Consider the following 13,795-nt stretch of genomic DNA (forward strand, 5'->3'; position numbering starts at 1 on the left):
GCGATCTCCCACAGCCCGTCCGGAACAATCCAACTCCACGCATCCCGCCCCATGAACAGCTCAACGAGTGATCACCACACAGGACACGGTCTAAGGGCTCGTCGAGATCCCGCCGGTCCGCCGCGCCCGCCCCCGTCGCCGCACCCGCCGGCCCCCGGTCCTCCGTTCCCCCGGCCCTCCGTCCCCCCGGTCCTCCGTTCCCCGGCCCTCCGTCCCCCTGGTCCGTCGTTCCCCCGGCCCCTCCCTTCCCGCCGCGTCAAGAGTGCGCCAAGGCGGCCGAAGCGGGCGAAGGTAAGGGAACGGCAAAGCCTGGTCGTTCGTTACCCCGTGCATGACCGCTATGACCCCCGGCTCGAACATCCCTCTCTCCGCCGCCCGCGTGGCAGTGGACGTCTCCGCCCCGGTGCGGCTCGACGTTTCGGGCCTGCTGCTCACCGCCGACGGCAAGGTGCGCTCCGACGACGACTTCATCTTCTACAACCAGCCCGCGGGCCCCGGTGTGACCTACCGCTCCGGCGGCGGCACCGCACCGGACGCGATCGTGGTGGACACCACCGCGGTCCCGCCGGGCATCGAGAAGATCGTCGTCACGGCGAGTCCGGACGCGGCGGGCCAGACCTTCCAGGGCATCGAGCCCACCGCGACCGTGCGCAACGCCGACGACAGCAGCGTGCTCGCCACGTTCACGCCGCCCCGCCTGGGCACCGAGACGGCGCTCGTGGTCATCGAGGTCTACCTCCGCAACGGCGCCTGGAAGGCCCGCGCGGTCGGCCAGGGCTATGCGAACGGACTGGCCGGAATCGCCACGGACTTCGGCGTCTCGGTCGAGGAGGAGCCCGCCGCCGCTCCTGCCGCCGCACCCGCTCCCGTCGCCGCGCCCGCCTCCGTCGTGCCCCCGATGCCCGCCGCCCCGCCCGTGGACCCGCGGATCGCCGCGCCGTCGGCCCCCGCGGCCCCGCCGGCCGCCGCGCCCGCCGCCTCCGGCAAGGTCAACCTCGACAAGGGCCGGGTCAGCCTCCAGAAGAATCAGACGGTCTCCCTGGTCAAGGGCGGCCGGCCGCTGCTCTCCCAGGTCAAGATGGGCCTCGGCTGGGAGCCCGCGTTCCGCGGCAAGGACATCGACCTCGACGCCTCGGTGATCGCCTACGGCCCCAACCGGAACCACCTGGACAGCTGCTACTTCGGCAAGCTCTCCATCCTGAACGGCGCGATCAAGCACTCCGGCGACAACCTCACCGGCGAGGGCGCGGGTGACGACGAGGTGATCGTCGTCGACCTGGGCCGGATCCCGGCGGAGGCGACCGGCCTGGTCTTCACGGTCAACTCCTTCACCGGCCAGAAGTTCACCGAGGTCGCCAAGGCCTACTGCCGGCTGATCGACGCCGCCACCGGCGAGGAGCTGGTCCGCTTCGATCTGACCGGCGCCGAGCCGCAGACCGGCGTGATGATGGCCAAGCTGATCAAGCAGTTCTCCGGCGAGTGGGAGATGACCGCCCTGGGCAACTTCGTGAAGTCGCGCACCGTCCGCGGCATGGTGAAGCCCGCCGCCCAGGCCCTGTAACGCCGCGGCAGCCTCTCGCGAGACTCTCCGGTACGGCTTCAGGGGCACCTGCGAGTGCCAGGTGCCCCTGAAGCCGTAGAGCGCGACGGACGCGGACGCTGCGCGTGCTCGCCGGCTCTCTCAGAGCTTGGTCAGCTTGGAGTACGGGCTCAGGATCCTCCCCTGCCGCCCCGAGAAGTCGATGAGCACCGCGTCGTTGTCGCCCTCGATGGCAAGGATGCGACCGAGTCCGAACTGGTCGTGCGACACCCTGTCGCCCACATCGAACAATTCGACCGGTGGGGCCGCCTGGGCCGGGCGGTTGAAGGGACTGGAGGGCAGGTGGCGCCGGGATCCGGCTGACTGTTTCATTACCTTGAGTATGCGCCCTGGGAAGGCCCGACGCCATGCCCGTCCGCTCCTGGGGGCGTACTGATGCCGGATTCGTAATCAGCGATTCCGGGGCCGGTCCGCGTCCGGGCCCGCCTCCAGCAGCGGCACCGTGCGGAAGGCCGCGTCCGAAAGACCCCCGAAGGTATGACGGTTCCGGCCCCCCGGTGGGGCGTGCCCGACCCGGAATCCGGCCGGGTTCCCGGTGCGGACGGGCACTTCGCACGGCAGGGCCGCGGCGGCGTCCGCGACGTACGGGAGCGGCCGTCCGCGGCGTACGGGAGCGGCCGTCCGCGGCGTACGGGAGCGGCCCCGGGGCTCCACGGGGCGCGGGGGAATCGACCACGTGAGCGACTCCCCCGCGTGCCGGTGGTACCCGCCGTCAGTGGCGGTTCGGCTGGCGCTTCCACGGACCGGTGATGGCGAGCATGATGCCCGGCGTCTGGATGTTGGCGTACAGCGTCCTGCCGTCGGGCGAGAACGTGACACCGGTGAACTCGCTGTACTCCGGATCCTCTTCGGTGCCCGCGTTCAGCTCGTTGCGGGCGATCGGGTAGGTGCGGCCGCTCTCGGTCGCCCCGAAGAGGTGCTGGATGCCGTCGCCGTCCTCGGCGATGACCAGACCGCCGTACGGCGAGACGGTGATGTTGTCCGGGCCGTCGAAGGCGCCGTCCTTCGACGGGTCGGCGTTCACCCCGAGCAGCACCTTCAGCGTCAGCGTGCGGCGCTTCGGGTCGTAGAACCAGACCTGGCCGTCGTGCTGGACGGGGCTCTCACCGCGGGCGAACGAGGAGACGATGTACGCACCGCCGTCGCCCCACCACATGCCTTCGAGCTTGCGGGCGCGGGTGACCTCGCCGTCCGCGAACTGCTTGCGCACCGAGACGGTCTTCGCGTCACGGTCGGGTACGTCGACCCAGTCCACGCCGTACACCGTGCCGATCTTCGTGGCGCGGGACAGGTCGTCGACGAACTTGCCGTTGCGGTCGAAGCACTTGGTGGCCTGGAGGACACCGGCGTCGTCGGCCAGCGTGCGCAGCTTGCCGCGGCCGTGCCGGAAGCCGTGCGGCGGAACCCAGCGGTAGAGGAGCCCGTTGGGGCCCGAGGCGTCCTCGGTCAGGTAGGCGTGGCCCTGCTTGGGGTCGATGACGACGGCCTCGTGGGCGTAGCGGCCGAACGCCTTGACGGGGCGCGGGTCGCGGTTGGCGCGCTTGTCGTACGGGTCGACCTCGAAGACGTAGCCGTGGTCCTTGAGCAGGCCGTTCTTGCCGGCCTTGTCCTCGGTCTCCTCGCAGGTGAGCCAGGTGCCCCACGGGGAGGCGCCGCCGGCGCAGTTGGTGGACGTGCCGGCGATGCCGACCCACTCGGCGGTGCGGCCGTCGCGGCGGGTCTCCACGACGGTGCAGCCGCCGGCCGCGACCCGGTCGTAGACGAGGCCCTCGGTGAGCGGTACCGGGTGCTCCCAGTCGGCCCGAGTGCCGCTCAGCTCGTGGTTGTTGACGAGCAGGGTGACGCCGCGGGACCCCTCGAAGGTGGCCGTGCCGTCGTGGTTGGACGGGGTGTACTCGCCGGTCTCCAGCCTGGTCACACCACTGTGGGTGATGATCTTGTACGAGAATCCGGCGGGCAGCGCGAGGAGGCCCTTGGGGTCGGCGATCAGCGGCCCGTAGCCCGGCTCGCCGTGGTGTCCGTGACCGTGGTCGTGGTCATGACCGTGGTCGTGGCCGCCGTGCTTCGATTCCGACGCGGCCAGGGCGCCGGGTGCGGTGGCCAGCGCTGCGACGGTACCGGTCAGGGCGATGCCGGCGCCGGTGAGGGCGGACTGTCTGGTGAATTCCCTGCGCGTGAAGGGCATCACGTACTCCTGGGGCGACTGGGCGGGTTGTTGGCGCGCCCACAGTCGCGCCCCTGCCCGAACACCAGTTGAACTGCGGGCGACGCCGAAGGGCATCCTTCCTGTGCAGTTGGCCGGATACGCCTCAGTTGGCGGGATGCAGTCGCCCCGAACGGTCGCCCCGAGCGGTCGCCGCGCCCGGTTGCGCGATCAGGCCCCCGTACGGGACCGCGCCTTGAACGCCGCCTTCCGGGCCTCCTTGGCCTTCTTCTTGTCGCTGTGCAGCCGCCCCATCGCTTCGAGGACCTCGGCGGTCGCCGGGTGCTCCACCCGCCACGCCTCGCCGAAGAAGCCGCTGTGCTGACCCGCCAGGCCCTCGACCAGGTCCTGGAGCTCCTCCAGGTCGCCCTCGGCCTCCAGTTGGGCCGCGATCGTGTCGATGGCGAGCCAGAAGATCATCGACTCGGGCGGCGCGGGTACGTCCGCCGCGCCCGCTTCCGCGAGCCAGACCCGGGCGAGGCCGCCCAGCTCGGCGTCGTCCAGCACCGCACGCACCGCGGGCTCCGCCTCCGCGCCGACCAGGGCGAGCGCCTCCTGGCAGTGGAGCCGGCGCAGCGGCGCCTGCCGGTCCGTCCCGCGGGCCGCCGCCAGGAGTTCGGCCGCGGCACCGTCCGCGCCGCGCCGGGTGAGCCACAGCTCGATCTCGCCGCGGGCCGCCGTCTCGGGGTAGTACGCGATGCCGCCGAGGAGCACGTCGGCGCCCTTGTCCGCGAGGTCGCCGAGCGCCGGGGCGTCCACCCCCGCCTCCAGCATCCGGGCCCGGATGCCGTACAGGCCGAGGGGGGTCAGCTTCACCATCCCGTACCGGGTGACGTCCTCGTCGTCGGCCGCGGCGGCGTCCTCGCCCTCCTCGACCAGCAACGCCTCGTCCAGCGGGCGGTATTCGACGATCCCGATGGGTTCGAGGACCCGGAACTGGTCGTCGAGGCGCATCATCGCCTCGGACACCTGCTCGAGGATGTCGTCGGTGGGCTCGCCCATGTCGTCCGGCACGATCATCGAGGCGGCGAGCGCGGGCAGCGGTACGGGTGCCGCGTCCGCGCCGCCGTCGCCGACGGTGAGCAGGTACAGATTGCCGAGGACGCCGTCGAGGAATTCCGCCTCGACCTCCGGATCCCAGTCCAGGGAATCGAAGTCCACCGAACCGTCCTCACCGACGAGGTCGGCGAAGTCCTCGAAGACGGGCGCGGTGGCGTCGGCGTGGACGGCCTCCAGGCCGTCGAGCCAGATCGACAGGACGTCCTGCGGCGATCCTCCGGTGATCAGCGCCAGGTTCTCACCCGCGGCGGCGGTCCCCTCCGCGTCCTCCCCCTCGGCCTCGGCCGGGTCCTCGACGTCCACCAGCCCCGCGTCGACCGCGAGCCGCCATGCCTCGCTCGCCTCCGCCGCGCCCTCCTCGTCCGCCGTGAGGCCGAGGTGCTCGGCCGCCGCCGGCAACTGCGCTTCGACGAGCTCGCCACCGGCGCCCACCCGGGTCTCCGGGCCCGCCCAGCGGGCGAGCCGGACGGCGCGGGCGAGCAGCGGCGCGGCGAGCGCGTCCCGTGCCAGCTCGGCCTCGGTACGCAGCCTTACGGGTGGCAGGGTGGGGCGCTCTGCGGACATCAGGTGACTCTCCTCGGGGCGTACGGGATCGGGCGGCCCAAGCGTAGACGCATTTCGCCCCATGCCACCCGGTTCATGCAACGGACGGCGTCGGTCCGCCCTGAGATCCTTGACAACTACCGTGCCCACACAACAGATTGACGCGCGTAGACCTCCATGCCCCCCTCGATACCCCCGGAGCCCGTGATGCCCGCCGCATCGTCCAGAACGACCGCCGTCTCCGCCGTAGTCACCGCCGCGCTCGCCGCGGGCCTGCTCACCGGCGCGGCCACCGCCTCCGCGTCCGCCGAGCCGTCCGCGGACGGGCAGGTCCGGATCCACGACATCCAGGGCGCCACCCGGATATCCCCGCTCACGGGCCGGCAGGTCAGCGGTGTCGAGGGCATCGTCACGGGTGTGCGGACGTACGGCTCGAAGGGCTTCTGGTTCCAGGACCCGAACCCCGACGCCGACCCCGCCACCAGCGAAGGCGTCTTCGTCTACACCGGCTCCGCGCCGGCCGTCGCCGTCGGTGACGCGGTCACGGTCGCCGGCACGGTCGCCGAGTACGTACCGGGCGGTGCCTCCTCCGGCAACCAGTCGCTCACCCAGATCACCAAGCCGACGGTCGCGGTGGTGTCCTCCGGCAACGCCCTGCCCGCACCGGTGACGGTCTCGGCGCGCTCGGTCCCCTCCCGGTACACCCCGTCGGGCGACCTCGCGGCGGGCGGCTCGATCGACGCGCTGACCCTCGCTCCGTCCCGCTACGCCCTGGACTACTACGAGTCCCTGGAGGGCATGAACATCCGCATCGGCACCTCGCGGGTGATCGGCGCCACCGACGCGCACGCCGAGCTGTGGGTGACGGTCAAGCCGCACGAGCACGCCAACCGCCGCGGCGGCACGGTCTACGGCTCGTACACCGCGCAGAACACCGGCCGGCTCCAGATCCAGTCGCTGGTACCGCTCGCCGAGCAGCCCTTCCCCACCGCCGATGTCGGCGACGTGCTGTCCGGTACGACCGAGGGCCCGCTCGACTTCAACCAGTACGGCGGCTACACGCTGACCGCCCGCACAATGGGCACGGTCACCGGCAAGGGCCTGCGCCGGGAGACGACCCGCAAGCAGCGCGGCGGCGAGCTGGCGGTGGCGACGTACAACGTCGAGAACCTCGACCCGGGCGACCCGCAGGAGAAGTTCGACGCGCTCGCCGCCGCCGTGGTCCACAACCTCGCCTCGCCCGACATCGTGGCGCTGGAGGAGATCCAGGACGACAACGGCGCGACGGACGACGGCACGGTCGCCGCCGGCCGGACGGTCGAGAAGTTCACCGCCGCGATCGCGGCCGCGGGCGGCCCGGCGTACGAGTGGCGTTCCATCGACCCGGAGGACAAGAAGGACGGCGGCGAGCCCGGCGGCAACATCCGCCAGGTGTTCCTGTTCAACCCGGAGCGGGTGTCGTTCACCGACCGCGCGGGCGGCGACGCGACGACGGCGACCGACGTCGTACGGGAGCGGGGCAGGGCGGCCCTGACTCTTTCCCCCGGCCGGATCGACCCGGCGAACGCGGCCTGGAAGGACAGCCGCAAGCCGCTCGCCGGAGAGTTCGCCTTCCGCGGCCGTACGGTCTTCGTCGTCGCCAACCACTTCGCGTCCAAGGGCGGCGACGAGTCGATCTTCTCGCAGCACCAGCCGCCGACCCGCTCGTCGGAGGTGCAGCGGCACGCGCAGGCCGGGGTGGTCAACACCTTCGTGAAGAAGCTGCTGAGCGTCCAGAAGAACGCGGACGTCCTGGTCGTCGGTGACATCAACGACTTCGAGTTCTCCGGCACGGCCGAGGCGCTGTCGTCCGGCGGTGTCCTGTACCCGGCGGTGAAGTCCCTGCCGCGCCAGGAGCGTTACTCGTACGTCTACCAGGGCAACACCCAGGTGCTCGATCAGATCCTGACCAGTCCGTCGATCGGCGACTTCGACTACGACAGCGTCCACATCAACGCCGAGTTCGCCGCGCAGAACAGCGATCACGACCCGCAGGTGCTCCGCTTCCGCCCGTAGCGCCTCTCGGCCGGTCCGGGCTCGGCCGGGGTCTTTCGTCCGGCCCGCGCGGCCGGGACGAAAGGCCCCGGCCGTCCGCCGCCGTTACACGCCCGCCCCCGGCCCGATGCTGAGCGCGGGCGTGTACCGGTGCACGCCGCCGCCGGTCACGCCCGCGTACGCCTGCACCCGCTCCCACTGCGGCGTCCTCGACCCGACCCCGTCTCCGGGCGCGGCCAGCGCGTCGGCATGGGCCCGCGCGCTCTCCCATTCGGCGTAATTGAGCACGCGGGTTCCGTCGGTGCTCACGTGGAAGTGTCCGGAGATGCCTCCGGGGGCGGGTGCCGGGTCGGTCCCCAGCGCCTCGAACACGGTGTCCACCCAGTCCCGCTGCCGCGCCTTGTCCGGCCCCTCGAACTCGACGTCGACGATCACGACGCACCCCGGCTCCCGCCCGTCGCCCTCCCGCTGCGGCACGGAGCGGTACAGCTCGAAGGTGTGCAGCCCGAGCCGCCGGATGTCCGGAACGGCGGCATCGATGTCCGCGTTCCGCTCGTCCCGGCCGCTCCGGAAGAACTCCTGATACGCCTGCTCATCACTCCACTGGCTGTAGTGGAACAAGGTCTTCCCGTCCTCACCGGCATGGACGGTGTACGAGAGCAGCCCCGGATGCGGCCACTCCCGGCCGCTCCACGCCGTGCGGACGGCCTCGACCGTCCGCCGCTGCCGCTCGGGGGTGCCGACATCCCAGGTGCTCGCCTTGACCAGTCCGGCGTCGTTGCGGGCAAGATCGGGGCGGGATTCGAAATGCACGCTCATGACGGGTCCTCCTGACCGGCGCACCCGCGTGGTACGCCGCTGCCGACCACACTGGTACGTCAAGTGCGCTTGAGGTCAACGGGACTCCCCCGTCGGCGTCGTCAGGCCCACCGACGGGACAACGAACGGAGTACCGCATGGAACTGCGTCTCAGGGCGATCACCCGCGAGGAGCATCTGGCATTCGTCGCGAGCCGGCCCGCCGTGAGCCATATGCAGGTTCCGTCGTGGGGCGATGTGAAGCCCGACTGGCGTGCGGAGAGCATCGGCTGGTTCGACCGGGGCGGCGCCGGCCCGGAACGGATCGTCGGGGCCGGGCTCGTCCTCTACCGGCCGATCCCCCGGGTGAGGCGCTATCTGGCCTATCTGCCGGAGGGCCCCGTCATCGACTGGCACGACGCCTCTCTGAGCCGGTGGCTGGATCCGATGCTGGCGCATCTGAAGGAGCGGGGCGCGTTCTCGGTGCGCATGGGCCCGCCGGTGGTCGCCCGCCGCTGGGACGCCCGGACGGTCAAGGACGCCATCGCCGACCCGGCCGCCGGGCGGCTGCGCGACGTCCCGGCGGACACGGACGAGCCGCAGGCCGCCGCCCTGGTGGAGCAGCTGCGCGGACTGGGCTGGCGGCAGGGCGAAGAGGGCGGCGAGGACGGCTTCAGTGCCGGACAGCCCCGGTACGTCTTCCAGGTGCCGTTCGCCGGACAGTCGCTGGAGGAGATCCAGCGCGATCTGAACCAGCAGTGGCGGCGCAACATCAAGAAGGCCGAGAAGGCGGGCGTCAAGGTCGTCGAGGGCGGCTACGAGGACCTCCCGGCCTTCTACGAGCTGTACCGCGAGACGGCCGAGCGCGACCGCTTCATCCCCCGCCCGCTCGTCTACTTCCAGCGCATGTGGACCGCGCTGCGGACCGAGGATCCCGACCGGATGCGGCTCTACCTCGCCCACCACGACGGCGAGACGCTCTCCGCGGCGACGATGCTGACCGTGGGGAACCACGTCTGGTACTCCTACGGTGCCTCGACCGGCCGCAAGCGCGAGGTCCAGCCCAACAACGCCGTCCAGTGGCGCATGATGAGCGACGCGCACGAGAGGGGCGCGGCGGTCTACGACCTGCGCGGCATCACCGACACCCTGGACGAGGGCAACCATCTGCTGGGCCTGCTGCGCTTCAAGGTCGGCACCGGCGGCCGGGCCGCCGAGTACATCGGGGAGTGGGACCACCCGATCAACAAGGTGCTCCACAAGGCCTTCGCCCTCTACATGGCGCGCCGCTGAAGCGATCCGCCGGCTCCCGGGAGCGTGAGGCGCCCGCGGCCGGGCGCCCCCGGACGGTCGCTTGCCGCGTCCGGGCTACAGCGGGAACGGCGGGGGCAGCTCTCCGTGGCGGGCCCGGCGATCCGCGTCTCACCACCGGCGCCCCTACGCCGGTCCGGGTCGCCAGGCGGTCATGTTCAGCTCGTCGAGCAGCCGTACGTCGCTGCCCTCCAGCGGGAAGGTGCGCGCCTCCAGGCCGGGGGCCGGTGCGATCTCCAGCGCGTCCCCCTCGATGAGATCCCCGCCGGTCGGGGTGGACACCCAGGCCAGGAGCGAGCGCACCGTCTCCCCCGGCTTCAGCACGACTTCTTCGAGGCCCCGGTCGGTCCCCATGTACGAGGAACCCGGATTCACCGGGACCGGCAGCGGACGGCCGGCGTCGTCCAGGGCGCGGACGGACGGGTAGCCGTGGACGCGGTACGGCTTGGGGCCGCAGTTGGTGAGGGTGAGGCCGACGGCCCGGTGGCCCAGTGCGGCCTGCACCTCTCCCATGTCGACGACGGCCCCGGAGGACGGGCAGCCGGTCCGGTCGGCGCGCGCGGTGGGCGTGGGACCCGGCCCCTGTGCCGACGGCGGCGGCCGGTCGGGGAGCGCCGCGGGGACGCTCGGGAGCGATGACGGCAGCGGGTCGGCGTGCACCCGGTGCGGCGCGTTCGGTGCCGGCTTCGGCTCGCCCTCACCCGCGGGCACGAGGAACCCGGCGCAACCCGAGAGCGACAGGCCCAGCACCCCGGCCATGAGCACGGCCACCACCGGCCTCGGCCTCCCGGCCCCGGTTCCGCCCCCCCCCGGCGCTGCCCGTTCCCGTACGGTCATGCACCCGTCCCCCGTGTCGGCCTGCCGCATAGGCGTTCGATCATGTCAGAGCGCGGACCCGCTTCCCCGACTGTTGAGTTCTTCTTCGCCTTCACCCGAAGCAGAACTAAGTGGACCTTCACGGTCCGGTCGACCGACACTTCTGGAATGACAGCTTCCGTAGCCCCTTTCGGCCGCGCGCTCTGCGCCATGATCACGCCGTTCACCGCCTCCGGAGCGCTGGACCCGGACGCCGCCGGGAAGCTCGCCGCCTCCCTGGTCGCCGACGGCTGCGACGGTCTGGTGCTCAGCGGCACCACGGGCGAGTCCCCGACCACCACCGACACCGAGAAGACCGCACTGCTGCGGGCCGTCCGGGCGGCGGTCGGCGACGGCGTGCCGATCGTCGCCGGGGTCGGCAGCCCGGACACCCGGCACACCGCCGCCCTCGCCCGGCAGGCCGAACAGGCGGGCGCGGACGGCCTGCTGGTGGTGACTCCGTACTACAGCAGACCGCCGCAGGCCGCCGTCGAGGCACACTTCCGGCGCGTCGCCGACGCCACCGGCCTTCCGCTGATGCTGTACGACATCCCCGGCCGCACCGGCACCCGGATCGAGCCCGACACCCTGCTGCGGCTCGCGGAGCACCCGCGCATCGTGGCCGTGAAGGACTGCGCGTACGACCTCCTCGGCTCGACGAAGGTGATGGGCGCGACGCCGCTCGCGTACTACTCGGGCTGCGAGGAGCTGAATCTGCCGCTGTACGCGGTGGGTGCGGCGGGCTATGTCAGCACGGTCGCCAATGCGGCACCCAGGCAGCTGCGGGCGGTCCTGGACGCCTTCGACGCCGGGGACACCGCCGGGGCCGCCTGGCTCAACCGGCTGACCGTCCCGCTCACCGAGGCGATGATGGCGTCCGGGCTGCCCGGCGCGGTCACGGCGAAGGCCCTGCTCGGCGCCGGTCCGGTCCGTGAACCGCTGCAGCCCGCCGGACGCGAGGCGACCGACGGGCTGCGGAGGGTGTACGAGGAACTCCTCGCCGCCACGCGCTAGTTGTGGCTGTGCAGGACGTCGTTGAGGCCGTCCCAGACCGCGTTGTTCGGGCGGGCCTCGACGGCGCCGGTGACCGAGTTGCGGCGGAAGAGGATGTTCGAGGCGCCGGAGAGCTCGCGGGCCTTGACGATCTGTCCGTCCGGCAGCGTGATGCGGGTGCCGGCCGTGACGTACAGCCCGGCCTCGACGACGCACTCGTCGCCGAGCGCGATCCCGACACCGGCCTCGGCGCCGATCAGGCAGCGCTCGCCGATGACGATGCGCTCCTTGCCGCCGCCGGAGAGGGTGCCCATGGTGGAGGCGCCGCCGCCGATGTCGGAGCCGTTGCCGACGACGACACCCGCGGAGATCCGGCCCTCGACCATCGACGTGCCGAGGGTGCCCGCGTTGAAGTTGACGAAGCCCTCGTGCATGACCGTGGTACCGGAGGCGAGGTGCGCGCCGAGCCTGACCCGGTCGGCGTCGGCGATCCGGACGCCCTTCGGTGCGACGTAGTCCGTCATCCGGGGGAACTTGTCGACCGAGGTGACCTGGAGGTGCAGGCCCTCGGCGCGGGCGTTCAGCCGCACCCGCTCCACGTCGTCCACGGCGACCGGGCCGAGCGAGGTCCAGGCGACGTTGGCGAGGAGGCCGAAAAGGCCGTCGAGGTTCTGTCCGTGCGGCTGGACGAGGCGGTGCGACAGGAGGTGCAGGCGCAGGTACGCGTCGTGGGCGTCGAGCGGCTTGTCGTCGAGCGAGGCGATGACCGTACGCACGGCGACGACCTCGACGCCGCGGCGGGCGTCCACGCCGACGGCCTTGGCCGCGCCCTCGCCGAGGAGGTTCACGGCCTGGTCGGGGGTGAGCCGTTCGGTTCCGGCCGGGCCCGGCTCGGCGGTGAGCTCGGGGGCGGGGAACCAGGTGTCGAGAACGGAACCGTCGCCGGCGATGGTGGCGAGGCCGGCGGCGACGGCGCCGGTGGTGCGAGCAGGAGTCGTGTCGGTCATGACACGAAACCTAACCGGCGGGGCGCCGTCGGAGCCAACCGGTCTCGCCGGGTGGTCGCGGCACGGCCCCCGGCGGCCTGCGACCACCCGGTCAGCCGGGCTGCGTCTGCCGTTCGGGTGCCGGTGCGGAGGCCTCCCCGCACACCGGCACCCGCGCCGCCCCCGGACCCGGCCCAGGCCCACGCCCCGATGCCGCTCCCGGCAGCCGCCGGGCCGCCAGCACCGCCACCCCCGCACCGCCGGCCAGCACGGCGCAGGCCGGCCAGAGCAGTCCGGGCGCGGCGGCGTAGAGGGCGCCGCCGAGCGGTGGCGCGAGTACCTGACCGCTGATGGAGGCGCCCGCGTACAGGCTCTGGAAGCGACCCTGGGCATGGGCGGGGGCCCGGTCGGCGACGTACGCCGTCGCGGTGGTCTTGTAGAGGATCTCGCCCGCGGTCAGCGACGCCATCATGGTGACGGCGAACAGCGCCCCGGCCCCCGGGATCAGCACCGCGTAGCCCAGCCCCACGAGCAGCAGCCCGGTGCCCACGATGCCCAGCGGAGCGCGTCGGCGCAGCGCGTGGGCCGCGGGGAGTTCCAGCAGGAGGATGAGGCCGCCGTTGATGGAGAGCAGCCAGCCGTAGAACTGGGCGCTGTGACCGTGCTCGGACAGGAAGACCGGCAGGGTCGAGTACTGCTGCCGGTAGACGAGGTCGACGCAGAGGATCGCGGCGAGCAGGACCAGTACCGCGGGCCTGGCCCGCAGCTCCCGCCAGAGCCCGGGGGCGCCGGGATCGCGCACCGGGCGGCCGTGCGCGCTGCCGCGCCCCGGGAGCACCGTCGCCGCGTATCCGGCGAAGAGCAGCGTCCCGAGGCCGTCGGCGACGAACAGCCAGTCGTACGAGAAGCGGGCGGCGATCAGCGCGCCGAGCGGCGGGCCGACGGCGAACGCGGCGTTGCCCCCGGCCCGCACGAGGGCGAAGCTCTGGCGTCGCCCTCCCTCGGGAACGGAGACGGCGACGAGTGCCGAGTTGGCGGCGCGCACGACGCCTGCCGCGTACTGCGCGAGCGGCAGCACCCCGTACATGGCCACGACCGGCAGGACCGGCAGGGCGGCGAGTGCGGTCCCGCCGGCCAGCGCGCCGGTCAGGAGCATCCGGCGGTGGCCGTAGCGGTCCCCGAACCAGCCGCCGGTGAAGTTCCCCGCGACGAGACCGATGCCGCCGACGCCCGCGATCACTCCGGCCTGCGGGACGGTCAGCCCGCGCGGGCCGGTCAGATAGACGAAGAGGTAGACGAAGGTGAAGCTGACGACCCCGTTGAGGAAGGAGCCGAAGGCCAGCAGCCGTACTGTGCGCGGTACGTCCCGCACGATCCCGAAGAACCCCATCGGCAACACCCTCCCCAGTAAGTT

Annotated in this window: 11 protein-coding genes and 1 pseudogene; 4 read left to right on the plus strand and 8 right to left on the minus strand. The window is 72.4% G+C overall.

Features of this window, described 5'->3' with window-relative positions:
- The first annotated feature begins 331 nt into the window (after positions 1-331).
- Positions 332-1,561, plus strand: a complete 1,230-nt coding sequence (locus ACFVT1_RS39795; protein WP_389805382.1) for a TerD family protein — start codon at positions 332-334, stop codon at positions 1,559-1,561.
- A gap of 120 nt (positions 1,562-1,681) precedes the next feature.
- Here the strand turns inward: ACFVT1_RS39795 and ACFVT1_RS39800 are convergent, their stop codons facing one another.
- The 4 genes and pseudogenes from ACFVT1_RS39800 to ACFVT1_RS39815 form a co-directional block, all read right to left on the minus strand.
- Entirely contained in the window at positions 1,682-1,912 is a 231-nt protein-coding gene (locus ACFVT1_RS39800; protein ID WP_362206094.1) for a hypothetical protein, read from the minus strand.
- A gap of 78 nt (positions 1,913-1,990) precedes the next feature.
- Positions 1,991-2,158: pseudogene (locus ACFVT1_RS39805) on the minus strand (TROVE domain-containing protein); the annotation flags it as partial.
- 154 nt (positions 2,159-2,312) lie between these two features.
- Entirely contained in the window at positions 2,313-3,785 is a 1,473-nt protein-coding gene (locus tag ACFVT1_RS39810; protein ID WP_389805385.1) for an alkaline phosphatase PhoX, read from the minus strand.
- A 189-nt stretch (positions 3,786-3,974) separates the two neighbouring features.
- Positions 3,975-5,426 (minus strand): hypothetical protein, encoded by a 1,452-nt coding sequence (locus tag ACFVT1_RS39815; protein ID WP_389805388.1) that lies wholly within the window; start codon positions 5,424-5,426, stop codon positions 3,975-3,977.
- 186 nt (positions 5,427-5,612) lie between these two features.
- Between ACFVT1_RS39815 and ACFVT1_RS39820 the strand changes: the two genes are divergently transcribed.
- Complete coding sequence (locus ACFVT1_RS39820) at positions 5,613-7,460, plus strand: endonuclease/exonuclease/phosphatase family protein (protein WP_389805391.1); 1,848 nt, start codon at positions 5,613-5,615, stop codon at positions 7,458-7,460.
- A gap of 84 nt (positions 7,461-7,544) precedes the next feature.
- Here the strand turns inward: ACFVT1_RS39820 and ACFVT1_RS39825 are convergent, their stop codons facing one another.
- A complete protein-coding gene (locus ACFVT1_RS39825; protein ID WP_389805393.1) occupies positions 7,545-8,258 on the minus strand; it encodes an antibiotic biosynthesis monooxygenase in 714 nt (237 codons plus the stop codon).
- Positions 8,259-8,395: 137 nt separating this feature from the next.
- Here ACFVT1_RS39825 and ACFVT1_RS39830 point away from each other — a divergent pair, with 137 nt between their 5' ends.
- Positions 8,396-9,529, plus strand: a complete 1,134-nt coding sequence (locus tag ACFVT1_RS39830; RefSeq protein WP_389805396.1) for a lipid II:glycine glycyltransferase FemX — start codon at positions 8,396-8,398, stop codon at positions 9,527-9,529.
- Between the two features lie 144 nt (positions 9,530-9,673).
- On the opposite strand, the gene ACFVT1_RS39835 is transcribed toward ACFVT1_RS39830, so the two are convergent.
- Positions 9,674-10,306, minus strand: coding sequence for a DUF4232 domain-containing protein (locus tag ACFVT1_RS39835; protein WP_389805439.1), 633 nt, complete (start codon positions 10,304-10,306; stop codon positions 9,674-9,676).
- A 225-nt stretch (positions 10,307-10,531) separates the two neighbouring features.
- Here ACFVT1_RS39835 and dapA point away from each other — a divergent pair, with 225 nt between their 5' ends.
- Positions 10,532-11,416: a 4-hydroxy-tetrahydrodipicolinate synthase gene (gene dapA, locus ACFVT1_RS39840; RefSeq protein WP_389805399.1), complete on the plus strand. Its 885-nt coding sequence runs from the start codon at positions 10,532-10,534 to the stop codon at positions 11,414-11,416.
- Here the strand turns inward: dapA and dapD are convergent.
- Together dapD and ACFVT1_RS39850 are read right to left on the minus strand one after the other, a co-directional pair.
- A complete protein-coding gene (dapD, locus tag ACFVT1_RS39845) occupies positions 11,413-12,402 on the minus strand; it encodes a 2,3,4,5-tetrahydropyridine-2,6-dicarboxylate N-succinyltransferase (protein WP_389805401.1) in 990 nt (329 codons plus the stop codon). The genes dapA and dapD overlap by 4 nt on opposite strands.
- Positions 12,403-12,493: 91 nt before the next feature.
- Positions 12,494-13,771 (minus strand): MFS transporter, encoded by a 1,278-nt coding sequence (locus tag ACFVT1_RS39850; RefSeq protein WP_389805404.1) that lies wholly within the window; start codon positions 13,769-13,771, stop codon positions 12,494-12,496.
- Between the last annotated feature and the right edge of the window lie 24 nt (positions 13,772-13,795).

Source organism: Streptomyces sp. NPDC057963 (assembly GCF_042887155.1).
GTDB lineage: Bacteria > Actinomycetota > Actinomycetes > Streptomycetales > Streptomycetaceae > Streptomyces.